Origin of the sequence: Bradyrhizobium sp. S3.3.6 (genome assembly GCF_040546905.1) — a bacterium.
Lineage (GTDB): Bacteria > Pseudomonadota > Alphaproteobacteria > Rhizobiales > Xanthobacteraceae > Bradyrhizobium > Bradyrhizobium cytisi.
The window spans coordinates 278654-299845 of sequence record NZ_JBEPOT010000003.1 but is presented as its reverse complement, the minus strand read 5'-3'; the positions used below and the strand labels follow the sequence as shown (position 1 = coordinate 299845).

Sequence of the window (21192 nt, the reverse complement as noted above, 5' to 3'; positions counted from 1 at the left end):
GCTGCGACAAAGACGCCGCGTGCAATTGGCCCGACAATGTCGAACGGGCGGCTCGCGGGAACAACAAAAAACGGAAAACAAAGGACATGTCGGATCGACTGAAGGCCGAGCGGGAAGCTGCGGCCGAACGGCGGAACCTGCTGACCCTGAATGCGATCGAGCGCACCGGGATCACCGAGGAGATGATCGGGGAACTCGTCACCCGTTTCTACGGCCGCGTCCGCGAGGACACGCTGCTCGGACCGGTGTTCGCAATCGTGCAGAATTGGGACGAGCATCTCGAGAAGCTCAAGGGGTTCTGGTCGTCGGTGGTGCTGATGAGCGGCCGCTACCATGGCTCGCCGATGCGGGCGCATATGCCGCTGAGCCTGGTCGGCGATCATTTCGACCGCTGGCTCGATTTGTTCGAACAAACCGCGCGCGAAGTCTGCCCGCCGCCGGCGGCTGCGCTGTTCATCGACAAGGCGCGTCGCATCGCCGACAGTTTTGAAATGGCGTCGGCCACCATCGCCGGCCGCATCGCGTCGCCGCGTCACGTGCTCAGGTCCTGAACACGACTGGTTGCGTCGCGCTGTTAAAAGCGCGTTGCACCAATTCCAACATGATCAGTCTGATCTGCAAAATGATCATGCCGATCGCGCGGCATGACGTTGAAATGGCAAAAACCCGTTTGAATGCGTTCAATCGCGTTCAATCAAAGCGAGCAAAGCCATATTGATGCATTGCGGCGCCAATTCTTCGCCTTCATTTCGGCAGAGTTCCAGCGCCTGCTACCGTGCATGTCGCGCGCATCATTCAATATCACTTTATCATCCCCCGGCAGCACTGCGGAACCCGAAGCCGATGTGAGCGCGGAGCAAACGCGGCGAACATTGCTGCTCGGTGCACTCGCCACCACCGCCTGTCTCGGCTGTTCCGCGCCAGCGCGTGCGGGCGAAGATCCGCCCGGCTCCGACGAACGTCCGCAGAAGGGCGACATGCTCGTGTTCTCCGAAGGCGATCACGAAGGAAAGCTCATCAAACCGGCTGATCTGACGGCTGGCGGCCCGCCGGTGCATGCCTGGCCGCAGGATCCCAAGACATCGGTGGTGCGCAATGCCTCGCGGCTCAACGAAATCCTGATCATCCGGCTCGATGCTGCCGAGCTCGACGAGCAAACGCGCGCGCGTGCCGTCGACGGCATCATCGCCTATTCGGCGATCTGCTCCCACGCCGGCTGTCCCGTCACCGCCTGGGTCAAGAGCGATGTCGGCGACAAGGAGGTGTTCAAATGCATGTGCCACAACTCCGAATACGATCCCCGCGCCAGCGCGCAGGTGGTGTTCGGGCCGGCGCCGCGGCGGCTCGCCGCGCTGCCGCTTGCGCTCGCTGACGGTTCGCTCAGCGTCGCGGGTGGATTCATCGGAAAGGTAGGTGGCGCGCAGCCGGGATGATGGACGTGCGGGTCGTGCCCGCGTCACAAGAGGCCGCATCCGCCGAGGGGCGGACGTCGGGACGAACGACAAGAATTCAAAACAAGAATTCAAACGGATGACAAAGGGGAACGTCCATGAAAACGTCGAAGAAAACGTCCATCACCAGGAAGCAAATACTGCTGTCCGGCTTCGTCGCCTTCACGTGCCTTGTCTCGACCGCTGCAATCGCCGGACCGATCGAGAGCTACTCGCCCGTCACCCAGCAACGCCTGGAGAATCCGGAGCCAGGCAACTGGATGCTCTATCGGCGCACCTATGACGGGCAGGGCTATAGCCCGCTCGACCAGATCAATACGTCCAACGTCAAGGACCTCACGCCGGTCTGGACGTTTGCCACCGGCGTGGTCGAAGGCCATGAGGCGCCGCCGATCGTCAACAATGGCGTGATGTTCGTGGCAACGCCGATGGGGCAGGTGATCGCGCTGAACGCGAAAACCGGCGATGAATACTGGCGCTACAAGCGGCAGCTCCCGGACGATCTGTTCCAGCTGCATCCGACCAGCCGCGGCGTTGGCCTGTGGGAGGACAAGCTCTATCTCGCCACCACCGACGACCACGTCGTCGCGCTCGATGCCAAGACCGGCAAGGTGGTGTGGGACACCAAGGTGCAGGATTACAAGAAGGGTCAATACATGACCCTGATGCCGCTGGTCGTCGATGGCAAGGTCGTCGTCGGCGGCTCCGGCGGCGAGTTCGGCGTGCGCGGCTATGTCGCCGCCTACGACGCCAAGGACGGCAAGGAGCTGTGGCGGACCTTCACCATTCCCGGCGAAGGCGAGCCCGGCCACGACACATGGCAGGGCGACGACTGGAAGAATGGCGGCGGCTCGGCCTGGATGACCGGGACCTACGACAAGGAGACCAAGACGGTCTATTGGGGCGTCGGCAACGCCGCGCCGTGGCCCGGCGAGATGCATCCCGGCGACAATCTCTACACCTCGTCGGTGCTCGCGCTCGATCCCGGCAACGGCAAGATCAAGACCTATCACCAGTACCACCAGAACGATTCCTGGGACTGGGACGAGGTCGATGCGCCGATGCTGGTCGACCTGCAGCGTGACGGCCGCAGCATCAAGAGCCTGATTCATCCGGGCCGCGACGCAATCTTCTGGGTGCTCGAGCGCACACCGACCAAGATCAACTACGTTGCCGGCTGGCCGTTCGTCTCGACCGACGTCTGGAAGGGCATCGACGAGAACGGCAAGCCGATCCTCGATCCCGCGCACAAGCCGGTGGTCGGCAAGCGCGTCGAGTTCTGTCCGTCACTGTGGGGCGGCAAGGACTGGCCGTCGGCGGCCTACAGCCAGAAGACCGGCCTCGTCTATGTTCCCGCCAACGAGAATTTCTGCGGCGGCTTCACCGGCGAGAAGATCGCGCTCAAGCCAGGGGAGCTCTGGCTCGGCACCAAGCCGGAGGATATCGGCCTGAAGACCAAGCCGGGCGCCGATCATTTCGGCGAGATCCAGGCCTGGGATCCCGCGACCGGCAAGAAGGTGTGGCAGCACAACTTCCCGAAATCGCAGATGTTCGGTTCGGTCACGGCAACCGCGGGCGATCTCGTTTTCGCCGGCGGCACCAACGACCGCAACTTCCGCGCCTTCAACGCCAAGACCGGCGAGCAGTTGTGGGAGCAGAAGACCAACTCCGGCATCATGGGCATGCCGATGTCCTATGAGATCGACGGCACGCAATACATCGCGATCCAGTCGGGCTGGGGCGTGGACGCGCAGCGCATCCAGGACGCGCTCGCGACCAACAATATCGGCATCGAGTCCAACGTGCCGCAAGGCGGCGTGATCTGGGTGTTCGCACTGAAGAAATAAGCTCCGCAGGCGGATCGAAGACGGCGGAGCGAGTGGGGGCAAATGCGGCGGACGGCAACGTCCGCCGCATTTTGCGTGTGTGAACGTCGCTACTTCCCCTGGCGATCCACCTTGTCCTTCTCCTTCTGGTTCATCTCCTGAACCTTCGGATCGGCGCTGCTTTGCCCCGTGGTCTGGGTGGTCGAGGCGGGCGGCGCGCTGGCGTTGGGAAGCGAGTTTTGCTCCGGCGCGGTGGGGCGCGTCGCCGTGCTCGGCGGCGTGGCGGTGCTCTGGGCGAACGCGGCTGCATTCGTCAAAAGAAAGACGCTCGACAGCAGCGAGACTGCGAGCGCCCTTGGAATGTCTGTCATCGATCTGCTCCAGTCAGATCGATGGAAACGGCGCGAGGCCGCGTCTGTTCCGTCAAGCCTCCAATTGCTTGCCGATCGGCAATGCGCGGATGCGCTTTCCGGTCGCGGCGAAGATCGCGTTCATCAGTGCAGGCGCGAACGGCGGCACGCCGGGCTCGCCGACGCCGCTCGGCGGCGTGTCGGGTCCGGGCGGGACGATGTAGACATTGGTCACCACGGGAGATTCGTCCATCCTGATGACCTGGAAGTCGTCAAAGTTCTTCTGCTCCACCTTGCCGTCCTTGAAAGTGACCGCGCCATATTTGGCGAGACTCAGGCCCATGATCGCGGCGCCTTCGATCTGCGAGGCGATGCGCTCCGGGTTGACATAGGTGCCGCAGTCGATCGCGGTATCGACCCGCGGCACCGTCAGCTTGCCCTTGTCGTCGACAGCGACTTCGACAATGGTCGCAATGTAGCTGACGAAGCTGCGGTGCACGGCGATGCCGAGGCCGTGGCCCTTCGGGACCTGTCGGCCCCATTCACCCTTCTCGGCGACCAGCTCGACCACCTTGCGCAGGCGCGCGGTGTCGATCGGGTAGCTGTCATAAGGCTCGCCGTAGTTCCACATGTCCTTGACGGCGGGCTTGACGATGCGTGGTGTGCCGATCAGTGCGAGCAGCGTCTCCTTCTGGTCGCGTCCGGTCGCATTTGCGATCTCGCCGACCATCGACTGCACCGCGAAGGCGCGCGGGATGTTCGAGACCGAGCGGAACCAGCCGATGCGGGTGAATGCGGCTGCCTCCGGGTTCTCGCAACTGATATTGGCGATCTCGAACGGCATGTCGACGAGGCCCATGCCGAGCTCGAAGGACGCCGCATGCTTGGCACCGGCAGCGAAGGTCGAGGCGATGGTCGGCGCCACGCTGCGGTGGCGCCAGGCGATCACCTTGCCGTCCTTGTCCAGCCCCGCCTCGATCCGTTCCACCGAGACGGTGTGCAGGAAGTCGTGGTGGAGGTCGTCCTCTCGCGTCCACTGCACCTTGACCGGCGTGCCGAGCTCCTTCGACAGCAGCGCCGCCTCGAGCGCAAAGTCGCATTTCGACTTGCGGCCGAAACCGCCGCCGAGCAGCGTGACATTAACGGTGACATTGCCCTCGGGGATGCCGAGCGTCTTGGCGACGTCCTCGCGGGTGCCGCCGGGGCTCTGCACCGGCGCCCAGATCTCCGCCTTGTCACCCTTGACATCGGCGACCGCGACCGGCGGCTCCATGCTGACATGAGCGAGATGCGGCAGGTAATATTCGCCGATCACGACCTTGTCCGCCGCCTTCAGCGCGGCGTCCGCGTCGCCCTCCTGGCGCACGACGAGGCCCGGCTTGCGCGAGGCCTCCTCGAGCTCCCTGCGATAGGCAACCGAGTCGTATTTGCCGTTGGCGCCGTCGTCCCAGACGAGCTTCAGCGCGTCGCGGCCCTTGATCGCAGCGCCGGTGTTGCGCGCGATCACTGCGACGCCGCCGAGCGGCTGGAATTTCGACGGCCACGGCCAGCCGCGCACCTGCATCACCTTCTCGACGCCAGGCACTTTCAGTGCAGCGTCCGGATCAAACGAGGTGAGCTTGCCGCCGGTCACCGGTGGGCGGGCGATCACGGCGTATTTCATCCCGGGCAGTCGCACGTCGGCGCCATAGCGCGCCTTGCCGGTGGTAATGTCGTGGAGATCGACGATGCTGACCTGACCCTTGCCGAGATAGCGAAAATCCTTAGGGTCTTTCAGCTTGAGGCCTTCGATGCTCGGCACCGATTCCTTGGCGGCGTCGGCTGCGAGCTCGCCGAAGCCGAGCTTGCGGCCGCTGGCGCTGTGGACGACCTCGTGATTGACTGCCTTCACTTCCGTCGCCGGCACGCCCCAGCGCTTTGCCGCGGCCTGCTCCAGCATGGTACGGGCGGAGGCGCCGATCTGGCGCATCGGGATGAGATAATGCCGCGTGCTGCGCGAGCCGTCGGTGTCCTGGTTGCCGAACTTGACCTCGTCACCATGGGCCTGCTGCACCTTGACCTTGGACCAGTCGGCCTCCATCTCCTCGGCCACGATCAGCGGCAGGCTGGTACGCACGCCGGTGCCCATCTCGGCGCGGTGGGCGAGGATGGTGACGGTGCCATCAGGCGCGACCGCGACGAACACGCGCGGATCGACCACGACGCCATGCGGCATCTTGCCGGCGCCGGTCTCATAGGCGAAGGCCCGGCGCGTCATCACGGGTGCGGCGAGCACGAAGCCGCCGGTGACGCCGAGCCCCTTCAGGATGCTGCGGCGCGAAATCTTCTCGACCTTCAGATTCTTTTCGAAGCCACGAAGCTTCCGCGGATTGTCGATGAAATTCATGTCACACTCCCGTTGATGCGAGGTGGACGGCGTTCTCGATGCGTTGGTAGCAGCCGCAGCGGCAGATGTTGCCGGACATCGCCTCGCGGATCTGGTCATGCGACGGCTTGGGGTTCTCCATCAGCAGCGCAGCCGCCTGCATGATCTGGCCGGCCTGGCAGAAGCCGCATTGGGGAACATTGACCTCGCGCCAGGCCTTCTGGACGGGATGATCGCCATCCGGATGCAGCCCCTCGATCGTGGTGACTTCGCGCCCCGCCACGTCGTTGATCGAGGTGATGCAGGAGCGGACCGCCTCCTTGTCGATGATGACGGTGCAGGCGCCGCACAGGGCCTGGCCACATCCGAATTTGGTGCCGGTCAGCCCGGCTTCGTCGCGCAGGAACCAGAGTAGCGGGAGATCCGGGTCGCCGTCCCAGCTCTGTTCCTGGCCGTTGATCTTCACCTTGATCATGATCGTCCCTCGCTCTTCATAAGCTTTGCCGATGTTGGACTGGCCGATGTCTGTCGGCACAATGGTCCGTGCGCTGTCGCAACCGCACTCCAGCCGGTTGTCCTGCGCGGGCAAATCCCGGCATGAAGCTGGAATACGAATCGCAATGTCCGGATGTGCTCGATACCTCCCGTTTTGTTCTTGATTGATTGAGCTCGCGCGGCATCGTGACGGCGCGACCGTAGCAGAGATCGCGCCGGACCGGCATTCACAGCCGGGTGTTCTCGACGTGAACAGATTGCATCCGGGGTTTGTCAAAAGCAGGGCGCGGCAACAGGTCGCGCGTCGCACAATCACGGAATCTGAGGCGCGGTGAAAAAAGCTTCGTCCGCCAGAGGGACTGCGCGGACGAAGCAGTATGCCTCAGTCGAGGGAGGGAGAATCGCAGGGACGCTGACTTCAAGCAGGAAGAGGGCGGCACTGCGCAGTCATTCAGAGACCAGGACTGAGGGAGCGGAACGCGCTCGCATACGCAAAGTGCACTGGCGGCAAGCTCGCCGCAAACCATTCGAGAGCTGTCCGTCCCCTCTCTGGGGACCAGCGAGGGGACGGACAAGGTTCTGGCAGCCTTGTCAGGCGGCCTTGGCCTTCGCCGTGTGGGTCGCGATCGCATCCATCAGCGCTGGCGACAGGCAGTCATAGGGCTCGAGCCCAATTTCCTTCAGCCGCGAACGGATGCCGGCCATCTGCTCCGGCTTGACGCCGGATTCGATCACCGAGGAGACGAAGGCGGCGAATTGCGGCGCCTGCGAGCCCTGCTCCTGGAACAGCTCCGGATGGATAAAGTCGAGCCCGTAGAACGGATGGTTCTTGTTCTCGATGCGGCCGAACATATGCGTGCCGCACGCTTTGCAGGCGTGACGCTGAATCGCCGCCGAGGGATCGACGATCTGGAGCTTGTCGCCGTTCTCGAGCACGGTGACGTTCTGGCGCGGCACGACGGCCACGACCGAGAAGGTCGCACCCGCCGGCTTCCAGCACTTGGTGCAGCCGCAGGCGTGGTTGTGGGCGACGTCGCCCTTCACGCCGACCTTGACCTGGTGGTCCTTGCATTTGCAGGCGAGCGTGCCGCCGGCGAAGTGGCCTGTGCCTTGCTTGATACCGTTGTCGATCGAGGGATGGAGTGCAGTCATGGGTCGATCCTCCTTGGGGGTGACGCTTGCGAGCTAGAACACGACGACTGAGCGAATTGATTTACCCTCGTGCATCAGGTCGAAGCCCTTGTTGATGTCTTCGAGCTTGAGCGTGTGGGTGATCATCGGGTCAATCTGGATCTTTCCGTTCATGTACCAGTCGACGATCTTCGGCACGTCGGTGCGGCCGCGGGCGCCGCCGAAGGCGGTGCCGCGCCAGTTGCGGCCGGTGACGAGCTGGAATGGGCGGGTTGCGATCTCCTTGCCGGCTTCGGCGACGCCGATGATGATCGATGTACCCCAGCCGCGATGGCAGGCTTCCAGTGCCTGGCGCATCACCGTGGTGTTGCCGGTGCAGTCGAAGGTGTAGTCGGCACCGCCGTCGGTTAGGGTCACCAGATGCGGGACGATGTCGCCGGTGATCTTCTTGGGGTTGACGAAGTCGGTCATGCCAAACCGGCGGCCCCATTCCTCCTTGGAGTCGTTGAGGTCGACGCCGATGATCTTGTCGGCGCCGGCCATCTTGGCGCCCTGGATCACGTTCAACCCGATTCCGCCGAGGCCGAACACGACGACGTTGGAGCCCGGCTCGACCTTCGCGGTGTTGACGACGGCGCCGACGCCGGTGGTGACGCCGCAGCCGATATAGCAGCTCTTGTCGAAGGGGGCGTCCTCGCGGATCTTGGCCACCGCGATCTCGGGCAGCACAGTGAAGTTGGAGAAGGTCGAGCAGCCCATATAGTGGTAGATCGGCTTGCCCTTGTAGGAGAAGCGGCTGGTGCCGTCGGGCATCACGCCCTTGCCCTGCGTCGCGCGGATCGCGGTGCAGAGATTGGTCTTCTGGCTCAGACAGCTTTTGCACTGACGGCATTCCGGCGTGTAGAGCGGAATGACGTGATCGCCGGCCTTCACCGAGGTCACGCCCGCGCCGATCTCGCGGATGATGCCGGCGCCCTCGTGGCCGAGGATCGACGGGAAGATTCCTTCGCTGTCGAGACCGTCGAGCGTGTAGGCGTCGGTATGGCAGATGCCCGTCGCCTTGATCTCGACCAGGACCTCGCCGGCCTTCGGCCCTTCCAGATCGACTTCGACGATCTCGAGCGGTTTTTTGGCTTCAAAAGCGACAGCGGCACGTGTCTTCATCGGTAACTCCTCAAATTCTCGCAGGATGCCAAGACTTAAGCCTCGGCCGGGCTGCAAACGTTCACTTCTTGCCCATGCATGAGTCTTCACTCTTGGTATAGGCGTCGTTCTTGTCCTCATGCTTGCCGGGACGGGCGCGGCCCCAGGCCTCGTCGGAGCGGGCGCGCAGATAGACGTAGAGATCGTCCATGTAGCAGGCGACGTTCGGGTTATCTCCGAAGGCCGGCATCACGTTCTCTGCGGCGGTGGAGATGTTCTTGCGGCCCGAGGCGACGACGCCGAGAAAATCGGCATAGTTCATCGTCTTGAGCGAATCCTTCAGTGCGGGCGCATAGGTCGAGCCCATGCCGTCCGGGCCATGACACACATGGCAGTCCGAGTGATAGCGGCGGTATCCGGAATAGGTGTACCAGTCGACGGAGTCGCCGTTGATCTTGTAGGTCGGGTTACCCTCCTTATCGAGCCATTCGCCAGTTTCGTTCTGCTTGACGGCGGTCGGGTCGCCCGAGCCGTCCGCGACAGCAATTCCTCCGGACGCAACGAAGATCATCGCAGCAATGACAGAGCAGATTTTACGCAAAAGGTGTTCCTCGAAGGCGTTCGGTGGAGACGAGCCGGCGCGTGGAGTTGATCCACGCGCCGGAGCGATACGGAGGTGAGGCTAGTTCGCCGGCAGCGAGAACACGGTCAGCGTGCCGCCGAGTGCCGTGTAGTTACTGAGCGCCGCGTAGCCACCGACCGCGCCGAGACCTGCGGTCGGATCGGTCAGGCCGGCTGCCAGACCGATACCGGCCCAGCCGCCCACGCCGGAGAGCACTGCGACATACTGCTTGCCGCCGTTCTCGTAGGTGGTGACGTTGCCGATGATGCCGGAGGGAGTCTTGAACTTGTAGAGCTCCTTGCCGGTCTTGGCGTCGACTGCCTTCAGGTAGCCTTCGAGCGTGCCGTAGAACACGACGCCGCCGGCGGTTGCGAGCGCACCCGACCAGACCGAGAACTGCTCCTTGTTCGACCAGACGATCTTGCCGGTCTTGCCGTCCCAGGCGATGAAGTTACCCATATTGGTTTCACCTGGCGGCGGATACATCGAGAGCGTCGCGCCCACATAGGGCTGGCCCGCGGTGTAGCTGACCTTGAACGGCTCGTAGTCCATGCAGACGTGGTTGGTCGGAACATAGAACAGCTGCGTGTCGGGCGAGTAGGCCGCCGGCTGCTCGTCCTTGGTGCCGAGCGCCGCCGGGCAGATGCCCTTCACGTTGTGATCTTCGCCGGCCTTGTCGGTCGAAGCTGCGTCGAGCACCTTCGGACGGCCATAGGTGGCGGAGCTCTTGTCCATGTCGACGCCGGAGGTCCAGTTCACCTTCGGGTCGTACTTCTCGGCGACCAGCAGTTCGCCGTTGGTGCGATCGAGCGTGTAGCCGAGACCGTTGCGATCGAAATGCGTCAGCAGCTTGCGCGGCTGGCCGTTGATCGACTGATCCGAGAGGATCATCTCGTTGACGCCGTCATAGTCCCATTCGTCATGGGGCGTCATCTGGTAGACCCACTTGGCCACACCGGTGTCCGGGTTGCGTGCCCAGATCGTCATCGACCATTTGTTGTCGCCGGGACGCTGCTTCGGATTCCAGGTCGAGGGGTTGCCCGATCCGTAATAGACGAGGTTCAGCTCGGGATCGTAGGAGATCCAGCCCCAGGTCGCGCCGCCGCCGATCTTCCACTGATCGCCTTGCCACGTCTTCAGGCTGGAGTCCTTGCCGACCGGCTTGCCGAGTGCGGTGGTTTTGTCGTCAACCAGGATCTGGTCGTCCGGCCCTTCGGAATAGCCGCGCCAGGCGACCTTGCCGGTCTTGATGTCGTAGGCGGTCATGTGGGCCTGAACGCCGAACTCACCGCCGGAGATGCCGACCAGCACCTTGTCCTTGATGACCATCGGCGCGGAGGTGCCGGTCTCGCCCTTGCTGGGATCGCCGTTCTTGGCGGTCCATGCAACTTGACCGGACTTGGCGTCGAGCGCAACCAAGGTTGTGTCGGCCTGATGCAGGAAGATCTTGCCGTCACCGTAAGACAGGCCGCGGTTAACCGTATCGCAGCACATCACCGGGATGACGTTCGGATCCTGCTTTGGCTCGTACTTCCAGACGATCTTGTTCTCCTGCGAAAGGTCAATGGCGTAGACCTTGTTCGGGAACGGCGTATGGACGTACATCATGTTGCCGATGACCAGCGGGCCACCTTCGTGGCCGCGCAGCACGCCGGTCGAGAAGGTCCAGGCGACCTGGAGCTTGCCGACATTTTGTGCGTTGATCTGGTTGAGCTTGGAGTAGCGGGTATTGGCATAGTCGCCCGTCGGCATCACCCAATCTTTCGGGTTCTGCGACATCTTGTTCAGCTCGTCATTGGCAGAGGCGCCGCCGACGGCGAGAGCCGCTGCGGAGCCAAGAAAGGTCGCCAGTAGCACCTTGCGCATAGTCATTCCTCCGTTGGTCGCGTTTTATTGTTTCCGAAGCATTGCTTAATCACCGGGCTTTTCGTCCGGCGTCTGCTCGTGCAGGGCGGTCACGTTGGGGACCAGAAACGATGCTGGGCTGTTTCCTCCTCAGGATGAGAGCTACAGGTCCGCGTGCAGGAGCGGCCCGTTTTTTTTGTTCCTGCCGTAATTCCTAACGACTTCGCTATCGGGAAACTTGCCCAAGAGAGAAGCCGCTTTGCTCGACAGCGCACGGAGGCAAAGTTTTTGATTTTGCAGTAGCGAATTCAGCGGCTTCCGCGCGGCTTGGCGCCGCGCGCCAACGCTCAGGTTCCGCTTGACGGCGTTGCAACTAAGGCGGAGGATTAACTTTCAAGGGCAGCAAAGGAACGATGGCGCTCGTTTCAAAGACCGCCCAAAGTTGAGGTAAACGTCACGCAATCAAGGCTGAGGGCTCCATCAGGCGCTGGCCGCGATTCGCGTCGGATCTCCGGGTATCACCAGTGACTGGATTAATGTCCGACACAATTCACACGCTCTCGACGACCGGACTGACGCCGAAGCGACAGATCCAGAGCTGGATCGACGGGCTGACGAGTCTGTGCGGGCACTTCGATGTCGATCCGCTGGAAGCAACCTCGCTCGAGGGACGCATCGACTACACCAGCGTCTCGCGCCTGAAGCTCTGTCAGATCGAGGTCAGCCAGCATCGCATCGCGCACACGCTGGCGCGCGCCAAGGCCAATGAGCACCCCTACATCAAAATTCACTTCCAGACATATGGCGTGTCCTATTTCGAGCAGGAAGGCCGCCACATCGAGCTGAACCCGGGCGACATCATCGCCTATGACGTCTCATGCCCGCATCTGATCGTCAGTCCCGCCTTCACGCGCCACGACGTGGTGATCGTGCCGAAGGCGCTGCTGCGCGATCGCGGCTTCCCGTCGCAGCGCATGCCGGCCTGCAAGCTGTCGGCGAAGACGGGGACAGGACGGATCGCCCATGATTTCGTCCATGCCACGTTCGACGAGGCGGCGAAGCTGTCGGCCAACAGCGCGGTCGGTGTTGCCGATTCGCTGATCGACCTGCTGCTGCTGCCGCTGCGCGAAGCCGACACGATGTTCGATCGGGTCGGGCCCGAGGCGATGTATGTGCGTGCCCAATTTTTCATCCGCGAGCACCTGCGCGATCCCGATCTGTGCATCGACCAGATCTCCGCCGAGCTCGGCTGCTCCAAGCGCTATCTGCACATGCTGTTCTCAGAGCGTGGCACCACGGTGAGCGATTACATCTGGCAGGCGCGCCTCCAGAACTGCCGCCAGGAGCTGGAAGCTCACGGCGGCAAGACCATCACCGACGTCGCGTTCTCGTGGGGCTTCTCCAGCTCATCGCATTTCAGCCGCGTGTTCCGGAAATATTTCGGTGTGGTGCCGTCCTCGATCCACAAGGGGCAACAGGGCGCTGTTGCTGTGGATCAGAATTAAGCGCGCCTCACGCTGCTGCTCGTCGCGGCTTGCTGGACACGCGATAGCTCACGCCGATATGGCGACGTAGGGAATGCTGGCCACGAGAGCGGCGACCAGCGCCGCGTTGCACAGCATTGCTTTCCAATGCAAATGACGCAGCTGGCGCACCGCATCCGCATCGCCCGCATCTCTGGCACTGAGCTGGTCGTCTATCTGTTGCATGAACCACGGGCGGCCCCAGATCGCGACGACCGCTATCAGGCCGACGCCTGCCGCGAACAGCGGTCGTCCGGCGAAGATGAAAGCTACTGTCCCGATCACGCCGGCGACGCTCACCATCCTGAACTGGATGTTGAACATCCCGCGCAATAGCTGCGTGACGGGCGGGATGTCGAGCTTCACCAGCAGGAAAGCGGGCGACGCAAGCAGGAAATAGCCCATCGGGAAAAGCAGGATGACCAGGGCGGCAACGGCGACGGCATCAGGTCTCATGAGGGCTGCCTTTCTCGTTCGGGACGGCAAGGGCTTCCGGCGGCATCATACGGCGGCCGGTGCCGCTAGGCCAGCGGACGGGTTGCGGCGGGCGCTCTCGGCTCACCGCTGCATGATCTTCGTCCAGACGTCGCCGAGGATCGCCGGCTCGCGCGGCGGCAGATAGGTCAGGCCGGCTTGCTTGCCGAACTCGGCGATCTTGCCCTCGGCCGCAAGATCCGTCAGCGCTTTGTTGACGGCCTCGATCAAGGCAGGATCGCTGCCAAGCCCGACATAGCCGCGATTGGCCCCGATCGGATAATAATAGCCGGAGGCTGATATCGCGGTGTCGGGATGCGCGTCGCGATGGGCGTCGTAGCGCGCGAGATCGATCAGGGTCGCATCATAATCGCCGCGATCGAGCGCGCCCAGGAGGTCGTCGCGGGCGGGCACGAGATGGGTGATGTTGTCGATCAGCCGCCCCCTGTCGAAGGTCATGAGGATGGCGTCGCCCAGGGATCCGCTTTCGATCGCGAGGCGCAGGCCGGCGAGGTCGCCGATATCGCTGATCTTGCGGCCGCGCGCCTTCGGCCCGAGCACCACCGTCATCGGCGAATAGACGTAAGGCCGGCTCGGGGCGAGCACGCCGAGCGCAACGCGGCGGCGCCGGTCATCGCGCGTGGCGCCGGCGAAATCCGGCAAGCGCGCCGTCTTCAGGCCGGGCTTGACGAGGGAATCCGTCGTCAGCGCGTAGCCGCCGACCAGCGAGCAGCGGCCGTCGGACAGCAGCGCATTGGCCTCGAGCTGCGGGCTCGAATCCTCATCCAGCTTGCTCTCGAACCACTGGATCCTGAGCGGGCGTCCCAGCCCCTCCGCGAGCGCCTGCGCCAGCAGCACGTCGAAGCCCGAGTCCGGCTTGCCGCGGTGATGCGCGGAGAGCGGCGGGCGGTCCTCGTCGAGACAGATGCCGAGGGGATCTGCCGCCCACGCCATTGCCGGAGCCGCAAGCATGATGGCGAGACCGAGCGCTGCCAGCCGGCCTGTCATGGCTTCCTCCGGCTGGAGATGAAGGCCCAGAGATTTCCGATCTCGTCGTCGTTCAAAATGTCGCCCCATGGCGGCATCTTGTTGTTCTTGCCGTTCTTCACGGTGGTGACGAAGCGCGTCCTGTCGTCGGGAAAGGCGCGCAGGTCCGGCGTGATGGTGCCGGAGTTCATCATGTTGGGGCCGTGGCAGTGCGAGCATTTTTCGGCATAGGTCGACTTGCCGTGGTCGATCTGCGCTTGCAGCGGATTGCCGTTCGAATCGTCCGCGGCACGAACGGTCGCCGCAAGCGCGACCGTCAGCACTGCGACGGTGGCAAGGATCGCCACCGCCTTGTGAGCCATGTCTCTCAACGTCTCTTGTCTCTCAACGTCTCTTGCCGTTACTGCTTCACCGCAAAGACCCACAGCGAGCCGCCGGGCGGCACCTTGGCCAGCCGCTCGTCGCCGGAGAACAGCGAGTAGACGCCGCCATAGCCGCTCGTGACGGCGATGTACTGCACGCCGTCCTGCTGCCAGGTCACCGGCTGTCCCTCGATGCCGGAGCCGGTCTGGAACTGCCAGAGCTTCTTGCCGGTGTCGGCGTCGAAGGCCTCGAACTCGCCGGTCAGCGCGCCCGTGAACACGACGCCGCCCGCGGTCGACAGCACGCCGGAGAAGCGCGGGATGTCACTTGCCGCCTCCCACTTCGCCTTGCCGGTCATCGGATCGATCGCCTTCAGATGGCCGCGCGCGCCGTCACCCCATTCCCAGGGATCGGTCAGGTCCATGCCGAGATACCATTCACCCTGCTTGAAGGTGGCCGGCTCCGACTTGTACCTGCCGCCGAAGGCGAGCGTGTTGGCGTAGGCCAATCCGGTCTGCGGGTTGAACGACATCGGCTCCCAGTTCTTGCCGCCGAGGATCGACGGATAGACGACGACCTTCTTGCCCTCGCGCGCATCCTTGACGACGTCGGTCTCGATCGGACGGCCGGTCTTCAGGTCGACGCCGGTTGCCCAATTCACCTTCACGTAAGGATTGGCCGCGAGCACCTTTCCGTTGGTGCGGTCGAGCACGTAGAAGAAGCCGTTGCGGTTGGCATCCATCAGCACCTTGGTCGGCTTGCCCTCGACGTTCATGTCGGCGAGGACCATCTCGGCCACCGAGTCATAGTCGAACGGATTGTTCGGCGAGAACTGGTAGTGCCACTTGATCTTGCCGGTCTTTGGATCCATCGCCAGCACGGAGCAGGTGTAGAGATTGTCGCCGGGGCGCACAGCCGCGTTGAACGGGCCGGGATTGCCGATGCCCCAATAGACCGTGTTCAGCTCGGGATCATAGGAGCCCGTGATCCAGGTCGAGCCGCCGCCGAGCTTCCAGGTGTCGCCCTTCCAGGTGTCGCCGCCGGGCTCGTCCGGCGAGGGGACCGAATGGGTGCGCCAGAGATGCTTGCCCGTTGCCGGATCCCAGCCATCGATGAAGCCGCGGGTGCCGAATTCGGCCCCGGAGATGCCGGTGATGACCACGCCGTCGGCGACCAGCGGGGCCACCGTCATCGAATAGCCTTCCTTGATGTCGGCCGCCTTCTGCCGCCACAGCTCCTTGCCGTCCTTGGCGTCGATAGCGATCACGTTGGCGTCGAGCGTGGTGCGGAACAGCTTGCCGTCGAACAGCGCGGCACCGCGGTTGATGATGCCGCAGCAGACGATGCGCGGTGTCTCGGCCGGATATTCGATCTTGGATTTCCAGATCTGCTTGCCGGTCTTGGCGTCGACCGCCATGGTCGCGTTGTGAGAGGTCACGTAGATCACGCCCTGGTACACCAGCGGCTGCGATTCCTCGCTGCGATCGTCGTTGAAGGAATAATTCCAGACGGGGACGAGGTTCTTGACGGTGTCCTTGTTGATCTGGTTCAGCGTCGAGAAGCGCTGGAGATTGTAGCCCATCCCGTAATTGAGAACGTTCGACGTATCGGTTGCGCCTTTGACCAGTTGATCGGTCGTCTGTGCGCTCGCAACCGAGCATGCGGATATGACGAGGCTCGCGGCCATCGCAAAGCGTTTCATCCGTTCCTCCCAATATGCGCGCCTTTTGACGCTGCGATTGCAACACTCCGCCCGAAAGCAAAACCCGTCAATACGAAAGTCGAAAGCACGCTGCCGATATGTTAGACGCCAGATGCCAGGTTTGATGCGCCAATCCTCGAGAAATTTTGCGCGTCTTGCGCGGATGCGCTGCACCAATTTCCACGGCGCGAAGATTGGCGCAGCGCGAGAATTTTGGCCCAACCCGTTTCCGTCCCGGGCGAAGCATCGCAATTCGGCTTGAACCGGGGCTGGCTTGCGGACTTATCATGTCGCTATCCCCGGCGAATCGGGGCTCATGGTCAGGGAGGTCCAAATGATATCGCGTCGCTCAGTTGCACTTGCGCTCGCGCTCGCTGTGCTCTCCGGTCCGGCCTTGTCGGCATCCGGCGGCGCGGTCAAAATGTTCGACACCGACAATGACGGCACGCTCGATTTGGCCGAGGTGAAGAAGGCGGCTGCCGCGCTGTTCGCAAAGCTTGATCCCGACCATGACGGGACGCTCGACGTGCGTGAATTGCGCGGACGGTTAACGGCGAAAGAACTCGCCGCCGCCGACCCCGATCACGACGGGACGCTGACGCTCGACGAATATCTTGCCGTGGTGGAGCAGCGCTTCAACGCGGCGAATCCCGACAAGGATGGGACGCTGGATGCAAAGGAGCTGAACTCGCGCGCGGGTCGCGCACTGCTGCGGCTATTGCGTTGAGAACAGAAGCGCTTGACTGGGAGCGAAGGCGGTTTGCCCGAGAGTGAACTGTACGCGTGTGACGCGAAAGTTCGCTGTGCTCGTGGTCCGATTCCAGGCTTGCGCAGTTGCTGAGGCAGCCCTAGGTTTTGCCCGGCGCGATGTCGCGCTCAATACTTGGGGAGACCCGAATGGCTTGGAAAGCTCCGAAGATCGTGGAAGTGCCGGTCGGCATGGAAATCAACATGTACGCCTGCGCTGCGCGCAAGTAAGACTGATGACCTGCCGCGGCTTTGATGGCGGATGCCGTCGAAGCCGTGGTAGTGTTCGTGATGCGCATTGGAGCCCACACAATCTGGACGGCGGTCGCGTGTACGCTCACGCTCGTGCCAATGTGCGCCAGGGCCGAAGAGGGCTTCGACACCGAGCATATCTTCGGCTTCATGATCGGCAGCGATGTCGGCAATCCCGGCGAGCGCGAATTTCAGACCGAGACGACGGGACGCTTCGGCAAAGGCGGTGGCAGCTATCGCGCCCTTGGCCAGGAGGTCGAGATCGAAATCGTGCCGCTGCCGAATTTTCGTATCGAGGTCGGCGGCACCGCCACGCTGCATGACATCACCGGCGTCCCTGATATCGACGACCGCCGCCAGTTCAATTTCCAGGGCCTCTCGCTCGACCTGCGTTATCGCCTGCTCGACCGCGAGAGCGCCCCGTTCGGGATGACGATCGCCACCGAGACCCATGGCGACCGCATCGATGAAGTCAGCGGCGCCAAGGGACGGATGTACGGCACTGCCTTCACGCTCGCCTTCGATCGCGAGCTGATCCCGAATTTTGCGATCGGCGCGCTCAATTTGATCTACCAGCCGGAATGGACGCGCTTCGAGGTGAGCGGGCTGTCCGAGAAGAGCTCCACCATCGGCGCGGCCTTTGCCGGCATGGTGCGCGTGCGCCCCAATGTCCTGCTCGGCGGCGAGCTGCGCTACTTCCGCCAGTATGAGGGCATCGGCCTCGGCGGGTTCTCGGGCCAGGCGCTGTTCGTCGGACCGACCGCCTACTTCCAGCTCTCCGAGCAATCGCGGCTCACCCTAAGCTGGAGCATGCAGGCCTGGGGCCGTCCGGCCGGAGCGGGAGCCAATCTCGACCTCGTCAATTTCGAGCGGCATCAGGCAAGGCTGGTGTTCGGGATTAACTTCTAGCAAAGCGGTTCCCGCCTACTTCTCACGCCGGATTGAAACTTCCGGCTCCTTGGAACGTATCCCTTTGTGTTAGCCTGAACTGCTTCCGCGCGAGGATCCCGGCATGAATCCGATCGACCTGGTGGTGACTGTGTGTGCGGTGCTCTCGCCTGCGACCTGCGAGGAGCAGCATATTGTGTTCAATTATGCGGGGTCGCCGACGCAATGCGCGATGGCCGCGCCGCCCTATATCGCGCAATGGGTCGGCGAGCATCCGAAGTGGCAGGCGGTGCGCTGGCGCTGCGAATATCCGCACTCGAGCGACAAGGCGTAAGTTGCCGCGCTACTTCGTGCAGTCCTTCAAATCCTTGTCGGCGATCGAGAACACCGCGTCGGCCTTGATCTCGATGTCGCGGACGATGCATTGCCGTGAATTGGGGTAGCTGACCTTGGCGTCGTAGTGGCCGGGCTCGACGCCGGTGATGCGCAGCCGCTCGTCGTGGTCGACCTCCTTGTCCTTGTCGTTCAAGGTCTGGTTCGGGCCCCATTCGGTCTTGCCGGCCGGCGAGAGCTGGAAGCCGGAAATGGTCTCCGTGGTCAGATTCCAGAGCCGGATGCCCTTGCCCTTGCTTTGCGCGGCGGCTTCGTCGGCAAACGCCAGCAACGCGATCAACACCAGACCCCAACGCATCAAATCGTCCTCCCAAAGCGCCGCCGCTATTGCCTGATCAGGCGCTCGCTGTTCTTTGCCTTGTCGAAATTTTTGGCGCGGTCAAGGCCGATCGGTGCAATCAGCCTGGCGGAGGCGAGATCGGCGCCCTCGAAATCGGTATCGATGACGGTCGCCCCGGTCAGGTCGGCGCCGCCGAGTTGGGCGTTCCGGAGCGACGCACCGGTCAGGTCGGCTCCCCTGAGGGAGGCAAACTCGAGATCGACGCGCGACAGGTCGGCGTTGCGCGCGTTCAGCCGTTCCAGATTGGCCGATCGCAGCACGGCGCGCATCAGCCCCATCGACTGGTTGCGCATGTCGGCGCCGAGATGCGCGTCGGCGATCGAGGCGCCGACCAGGCTTGCGCCGCTGAGGTCGGCTGCGATGCGCGCGCCGGTCAGATCAGCGCCGTCTAGGTGGGCGCGCGCCATCTGCGTGGCGAATAGGTTGGCGTCCTTCAAGCTCGCGCCCGTGAGATCCGCGTCGAGAAGCCACGCCTGATCGAGGATCGCTCGATCAAGACGGGCGCCGCTGAGTTTTGTCTTGTTGAGCCGTGCCGCGCGAAGCACCGACCTGGAAAGGTCGAGCCCCGAGAGATCGAGCCCCGACAAGCGCGTGCCGGTGAAGTCCGCGGGCGCGCCGGCGCCCGCTTTGGCCAGCACGGCCTCGACCTCCTGCCGGCTCATTTCAGCGGAAACCATGGCGGGTGAGGTGAGGTCGACGTCACGCATCATGTCCTGGGCGCTCGCCACGGTCGCGACGAGCGCGAAGCCAAGCGTCGTCAGAGCAACGGTTCGTCTCATCGTCAGGCTCCGCTGCCGGCCTGTTTAGCACACGGACCGTGCGGCTGCCTATGAGACATCCCGCCCGGCGCGTTCGCCGCCTTGTTCATCCTGGGCTCGCCGCGCAAGCCCGGCCCTGATCGCGGCAATCGCGGCGTCGCTGCGTGCCTCGCGAGGGATGCCGATGGGGACCTCGGCCAGAATGCGCGCCGGGCGGGGCGACAGGAAGAACAAGCGGTCGCCGAGACGCACCGCATCGTCCAGGCTGTGCGTCACGAGCAGCGTCGTGACGGGCCGGCTGGCGACCAGCGTCGCGATCTCGTCGCGCAATCGGCCGGCCAGCGCGTCGTCGAGCGAGGCGAGGGGCTCATCGAGCACCAGAACGTCGGGCTCGACCGCAAAGGCGCGGGCCAGCGCAACCCGTCGGGCAAGCCCCAGCGACAATTCGCCGGGGAAGTGGCTGCGATGCGCCTCCAGCTCCAAAATCCTGAAAAGCTCGGCGAGTTTTGCGTCGCTCACGTCGGGTGCCGCCAACCGCACATTCTGCTCGACTGAGCGCCACGGCAACAGCCGCGGCTCCTGGAACACCATGCCGATCCGCGCCTCCGGTGGGCGCGCGACATGGCCGTCGAAATCGCGGTCGAGCCCGAGGATGATGCGCAGCATCGTGCTTTTACCGCAGCCGGACGGGCCGATCAGCACGCCGACCTCGCCGGACTGCAGCGCGAATTTCATCGGCGCCAGCACCTCCTGCGTTCCGCCCGCAGCGCTTTTGAACGTCTTGCCTGTGATCTCGACCTCAAGCCGCACGGGGGCGCCACCGCGTTGCGCGGGCCTCGAACGGCTGCACCAGCGCCGTCTCGATCACGAGCACGACCGCGGCAAAGGTCAGGGAATAGGCCAGCAGCCGCGGCGTGTCGAACAGCTGGAAGGCGACGCCGATCTCGAAGCCGACGCCATTCGGCCGTCCCAGCAGCTCGGCGACCAGCACGATCTTCCACACCAGCGACAGGCCGGAGCGGGCGGAGGCCGCGATATAGGGCGCAAGCTGCGGCAGCACGACATGGCGGAATGCGCGCCAACGCGGCATCGCAAACACGCTCGCCATCTCGTCGAGCGAACGGTCGAGCGCGCGCGTGCCCTCGCGTAAGGTAACGACCGCCGTCGGCAACTTGTTGATGGCAATTGCTGTGATCGCCGCGGCCTCGGTGAGCCCGGCCCAGACATAGGCCAGCACGATCACCACCAGCGCCGGCAGGTTCAACAGCAGGATCAGCCAGGGATCGCCGAGCCGGTCGGCGAGCTTCACCCGCCCCATCAGATAGCCGATGGCGCTGCCGAGCGACATCGCCAGGACGAAAGCCAGCGCGACGCGTGCCAATGTCGCACCGAGATGCAGGAACAGTGCCCCGCTTGACGCTTCCGCGATAATGACATCGAGCACGGCGGACGGGGAGGGCAGCTTTGCGCCGCCGACGAACAGCGCGGCGGTCCACCAGATCGCGAGAAACAGGGCGAACGAGAGAAGGCGCAGCAC

The 21192-nt window shown here is 63.6% G+C and carries 23 protein-coding genes; 8 read left to right on the top strand and 15 right to left on the bottom strand.

The genetic code is table 11. The annotated features are described in order from the left end of the window. Positions 1-86 precede the first annotated feature (86 nt). The 3 genes from ABID59_RS10285 to ABID59_RS10275 all read left to right on the top strand — a co-directional run bounded on the left by ABID59_RS10285 (position 87) and on the right by ABID59_RS10275 (position 3298). Complete coding sequence (locus ABID59_RS10285) at positions 87-551, top strand: group III truncated hemoglobin (RefSeq protein WP_354035390.1); 465 nt, start codon at positions 87-89, stop codon at positions 549-551. A gap of 228 nt (positions 552-779) precedes the next feature. Continuing rightward, the gene (locus ABID59_RS10280; protein WP_148756022.1) at positions 780-1433 is read left to right on the top strand and encodes a QcrA and Rieske domain-containing protein; all 654 of its coding nucleotides are present in this window, start codon (positions 780-782) and stop codon (positions 1431-1433) included. Between the two features lie 116 nt (positions 1434-1549). Continuing rightward, the gene (locus ABID59_RS10275; protein WP_354083309.1) at positions 1550-3298 is read left to right on the top strand and encodes a methanol/ethanol family PQQ-dependent dehydrogenase; all 1749 of its coding nucleotides are present in this window, start codon (positions 1550-1552) and stop codon (positions 3296-3298) included. Positions 3299-3387: 89 nt separating this feature from the next. Here the strand turns inward: ABID59_RS10275 and ABID59_RS10270 are convergent, their stop codons facing one another. From ABID59_RS10270 to xoxF5, 7 genes are all read right to left on the bottom strand, one after another. Next, complete coding sequence (locus tag ABID59_RS10270; protein ID WP_354083308.1) at positions 3388-3648, bottom strand: hypothetical protein; 261 nt, start codon at positions 3646-3648, stop codon at positions 3388-3390. A gap of 52 nt (positions 3649-3700) precedes the next feature. After that, positions 3701-6013 (bottom strand): xanthine dehydrogenase family protein molybdopterin-binding subunit, encoded by a 2313-nt coding sequence (locus tag ABID59_RS10265; protein WP_354035395.1) that lies wholly within the window; start codon positions 6011-6013, stop codon positions 3701-3703. A 1-nt stretch (position 6014) separates the two neighbouring features. Further along, complete coding sequence (locus tag ABID59_RS10260; RefSeq protein ID WP_148756026.1) at positions 6015-6467, bottom strand: (2Fe-2S)-binding protein; 453 nt, start codon at positions 6465-6467, stop codon at positions 6015-6017. A 611-nt stretch (positions 6468-7078) separates the two neighbouring features. Next, positions 7079-7639: an S-(hydroxymethyl)glutathione synthase gene (gene gfa / locus ABID59_RS10255; RefSeq protein WP_148756027.1), complete on the bottom strand. Its 561-nt coding sequence runs from the start codon at positions 7637-7639 to the stop codon at positions 7079-7081. A 33-nt stretch (positions 7640-7672) separates the two neighbouring features. Then, positions 7673-8782, bottom strand: coding sequence for an S-(hydroxymethyl)glutathione dehydrogenase/class III alcohol dehydrogenase (locus ABID59_RS10250; protein ID WP_354083307.1), 1110 nt, complete (start codon positions 8780-8782; stop codon positions 7673-7675). A 61-nt stretch (positions 8783-8843) separates the two neighbouring features. Next, entirely contained in the window at positions 8844-9332 is a 489-nt protein-coding gene (locus ABID59_RS10245; RefSeq protein WP_354035493.1) for a c-type cytochrome, methanol metabolism-related, read from the bottom strand. A 111-nt stretch (positions 9333-9443) separates the two neighbouring features. Continuing rightward, on the bottom strand, positions 9444-11249 hold the full coding sequence (gene xoxF5, locus ABID59_RS10240; protein ID WP_354035397.1) for a lanthanide-dependent methanol dehydrogenase XoxF5: 1806 nt from the start codon (positions 11247-11249) through the stop codon (positions 9444-9446). Positions 11250-11764: 515 nt separating this feature from the next. On the opposite strand from xoxF5, the gene ABID59_RS10235 reads away from it, so the two are divergent. Beyond that, positions 11765-12733, top strand: coding sequence for a helix-turn-helix domain-containing protein (locus tag ABID59_RS10235; protein WP_148756030.1), 969 nt, complete (start codon positions 11765-11767; stop codon positions 12731-12733). Positions 12734-12781: 48 nt separating this feature from the next. Here the strand turns inward: ABID59_RS10235 and ABID59_RS10230 are convergent, their stop codons facing one another. The 4 genes from ABID59_RS10230 to ABID59_RS10215 form a co-directional block, all read right to left on the bottom strand. Next, positions 12782-13207: a hypothetical protein gene (locus ABID59_RS10230; RefSeq protein ID WP_148756031.1), complete on the bottom strand. Its 426-nt coding sequence runs from the start codon at positions 13205-13207 to the stop codon at positions 12782-12784. Between the two features lie 102 nt (positions 13208-13309). After that, a complete protein-coding gene (locus tag ABID59_RS10225) occupies positions 13310-14233 on the bottom strand; it encodes a substrate-binding periplasmic protein (RefSeq protein ID WP_354083306.1) in 924 nt (307 codons plus the stop codon). After that, on the bottom strand, positions 14230-14574 hold the full coding sequence (locus ABID59_RS10220; RefSeq protein WP_148756033.1) for a c-type cytochrome: 345 nt from the start codon (positions 14572-14574) through the stop codon (positions 14230-14232). The genes ABID59_RS10225 and ABID59_RS10220 overlap by 4 nt, the downstream gene beginning before the upstream one ends. 38 nt (positions 14575-14612) lie before the next feature. Beyond that, positions 14613-16277, bottom strand: coding sequence for a methanol/ethanol family PQQ-dependent dehydrogenase (locus tag ABID59_RS10215; protein ID WP_148756034.1), 1665 nt, complete (start codon positions 16275-16277; stop codon positions 14613-14615). A 334-nt stretch (positions 16278-16611) separates the two neighbouring features. Here ABID59_RS10215 and lanM point away from each other — a divergent pair, with 334 nt between their 5' ends. The 4 genes from lanM (at position 16612) to ABID59_RS10195 (ending at position 18498) form a co-directional block, all read left to right on the top strand. Beyond that, complete coding sequence (gene lanM / locus ABID59_RS10210; RefSeq protein ID WP_354083305.1) at positions 16612-17004, top strand: lanmodulin LanM; 393 nt, start codon at positions 16612-16614, stop codon at positions 17002-17004. A gap of 170 nt (positions 17005-17174) precedes the next feature. Next, positions 17175-17255 carry a pyrroloquinoline quinone precursor peptide PqqA gene (gene pqqA / locus ABID59_RS10205; RefSeq protein WP_012029362.1) on the top strand — a complete coding sequence of 27 codons (81 nt, stop codon included), beginning with the start codon at positions 17175-17177 and terminating at the stop codon, positions 17253-17255. Between the two features lie 24 nt (positions 17256-17279). Then, a complete protein-coding gene (locus tag ABID59_RS10200) occupies positions 17280-18185 on the top strand; it encodes a DUF6662 family protein (protein WP_354083304.1) in 906 nt (301 codons plus the stop codon). Positions 18186-18288: 103 nt separating this feature from the next. Further along, positions 18289-18498: a hypothetical protein gene (locus ABID59_RS10195; RefSeq protein WP_148756037.1), complete on the top strand. Its 210-nt coding sequence runs from the start codon at positions 18289-18291 to the stop codon at positions 18496-18498. A 9-nt stretch (positions 18499-18507) separates the two neighbouring features. Here the strand turns inward: ABID59_RS10195 and ABID59_RS10190 are convergent, their stop codons facing one another. The 4 genes from ABID59_RS10190 to ABID59_RS10175 are packed head-to-tail and all read right to left on the bottom strand — an operon-like array spanning position 18508 to position 21192. Beyond that, complete coding sequence (locus ABID59_RS10190) at positions 18508-18855, bottom strand: hypothetical protein (RefSeq protein ID WP_148756038.1); 348 nt, start codon at positions 18853-18855, stop codon at positions 18508-18510. Positions 18856-18881: 26 nt separating this feature from the next. Further along, the gene (locus tag ABID59_RS10185) at positions 18882-19676 is read right to left on the bottom strand and encodes a pentapeptide repeat-containing protein (RefSeq protein WP_354083303.1); all 795 of its coding nucleotides are present in this window, start codon (positions 19674-19676) and stop codon (positions 18882-18884) included. A 48-nt stretch (positions 19677-19724) separates the two neighbouring features. After that, positions 19725-20465, bottom strand: a complete 741-nt coding sequence (locus tag ABID59_RS10180; RefSeq protein ID WP_148756040.1) for an ABC transporter ATP-binding protein — start codon at positions 20463-20465, stop codon at positions 19725-19727. Continuing rightward, a complete protein-coding gene (locus tag ABID59_RS10175) occupies positions 20455-21192 on the bottom strand; it encodes an ABC transporter permease (protein ID WP_354083302.1) in 738 nt (245 codons plus the stop codon). The genes ABID59_RS10180 and ABID59_RS10175 overlap by 11 nt, the downstream gene beginning before the upstream one ends.

Coding starts and splice junctions, on each gene's coding strand:
- ABID59_RS10285 (WP_354035390.1), top strand. CDS start 87: ATGTCGGATCGACTGAAGGCCGAGCGGGAAGCTGCGGCCGAACGGCGG.
- ABID59_RS10280 (WP_148756022.1), top strand. CDS start 780: ATGTCGCGCGCATCATTCAATATCACTTTATCATCCCCCGGCAGCACT.
- ABID59_RS10275 (WP_354083309.1), top strand. CDS start 1,550: ATGAAAACGTCGAAGAAAACGTCCATCACCAGGAAGCAAATACTGCTG.
- ABID59_RS10270 (WP_354083308.1), bottom strand. CDS start 3,648: ATGACAGACATTCCAAGGGCGCTCGCAGTCTCGCTGCTGTCGAGCGTC.
- ABID59_RS10265 (WP_354035395.1), bottom strand. CDS start 6,013: ATGAATTTCATCGACAATCCGCGGAAGCTTCGTGGCTTCGAAAAGAAT.
- ABID59_RS10260 (WP_148756026.1), bottom strand. CDS start 6,467: ATGATCAAGGTGAAGATCAACGGCCAGGAACAGAGCTGGGACGGCGAC.
- gfa (WP_148756027.1), bottom strand. CDS start 7,639: ATGACTGCACTCCATCCCTCGATCGACAACGGTATCAAGCAAGGCACA.
- ABID59_RS10250 (WP_354083307.1), bottom strand. CDS start 8,782: ATGAAGACACGTGCCGCTGTCGCTTTTGAAGCCAAAAAACCGCTCGAG.
- ABID59_RS10245 (WP_354035493.1), bottom strand. CDS start 9,332: ATGATCTTCGTTGCGTCCGGAGGAATTGCTGTCGCGGACGGCTCGGGC.
- xoxF5 (WP_354035397.1), bottom strand. CDS start 11,249: ATGCGCAAGGTGCTACTGGCGACCTTTCTTGGCTCCGCAGCGGCTCTC.
- ABID59_RS10235 (WP_148756030.1), top strand. CDS start 11,765: ATGTCCGACACAATTCACACGCTCTCGACGACCGGACTGACGCCGAAG.
- ABID59_RS10230 (WP_148756031.1), bottom strand. CDS start 13,207: ATGAGACCTGATGCCGTCGCCGTTGCCGCCCTGGTCATCCTGCTTTTC.
- ABID59_RS10225 (WP_354083306.1), bottom strand. CDS start 14,233: ATGACAGGCCGGCTGGCAGCGCTCGGTCTCGCCATCATGCTTGCGGCT.
- ABID59_RS10220 (WP_148756033.1), bottom strand. CDS start 14,574: ATGGCTCACAAGGCGGTGGCGATCCTTGCCACCGTCGCAGTGCTGACG.
- ABID59_RS10215 (WP_148756034.1), bottom strand. CDS start 16,277: ATGAAACGCTTTGCGATGGCCGCGAGCCTCGTCATATCCGCATGCTCG.
- lanM (WP_354083305.1), top strand. CDS start 16,612: ATGATATCGCGTCGCTCAGTTGCACTTGCGCTCGCGCTCGCTGTGCTC.
- pqqA (WP_012029362.1), top strand. CDS start 17,175: ATGGCTTGGAAAGCTCCGAAGATCGTGGAAGTGCCGGTCGGCATGGAA.
- ABID59_RS10200 (WP_354083304.1), top strand. CDS start 17,280: ATGGCGGATGCCGTCGAAGCCGTGGTAGTGTTCGTGATGCGCATTGGA.
- ABID59_RS10195 (WP_148756037.1), top strand. CDS start 18,289: ATGAATCCGATCGACCTGGTGGTGACTGTGTGTGCGGTGCTCTCGCCT.
- ABID59_RS10190 (WP_148756038.1), bottom strand. CDS start 18,855: ATGCGTTGGGGTCTGGTGTTGATCGCGTTGCTGGCGTTTGCCGACGAA.
- ABID59_RS10185 (WP_354083303.1), bottom strand. CDS start 19,676: ATGAGACGAACCGTTGCTCTGACGACGCTTGGCTTCGCGCTCGTCGCG.